We start from the raw sequence: 552 nt of genomic DNA on the forward strand, positions 1-552 counted from the left end.
GACGAAACAGTCGATCGGCATTCTGCAAATCCTGCTCGAAAGCGGGCTTCGTGCCCGAAGAAGCTATTTGGAAACAGGATGCGCGCATCTCATCATGGCCTGGCTGCAACAGCAGTCCACTCGCGAGAGGCCGGATACATTTACGCAAACTGGTGTCGTCGCCACTCAAAATCCTTGCAACGACAGGGCGGACCATACATTTCGTTTGACGATGTCCTGAAGCATCTCCTTGTCGAGAGACAAGTCTGCGACGATCTTCTTGAGCCTATTATTCTCGTACTCGAGTTGCTTCAGCCGACGCATCTCGTCAGGCAACAGACCCGCATACTTCTTTTTCCAGCTGAAATCCGTCGCCTGGCTGATCCCCGCCTTTCGGCAAATCTCCGCAACCGGTACGCAGTCGTCGCCCTGCTGCAGAAGGAACGCCTTCTGCGCGTCCGAGAACTTCGATGCTTTCATCGCTTCCGCTCCTTCTCCCAGCCGGGATCCTGGGGCGGAAAACTCCAGTCAAAAACGACCCAGTTCTCGGGGATCAGAGCACTGAATTTCAAC

At 54.7% G+C, this 552-nt stretch carries 1 pseudogene; it reads right to left on the bottom strand.

The window, feature by feature from the left end:
• Positions 1-201: 201 nt before the first annotated feature.
• Positions 202-459: pseudogene (locus tag FOA17_RS15525) on the bottom strand (transposase); the annotation flags it as partial.
• Positions 460-552 lie beyond the last annotated feature (93 nt).

Source organism: Gemmobacter caeruleus (assembly GCF_008271655.1).
Classification (GTDB): domain Bacteria; phylum Pseudomonadota; class Alphaproteobacteria; order Rhodobacterales; family Rhodobacteraceae; genus Gemmobacter; species Gemmobacter caeruleus.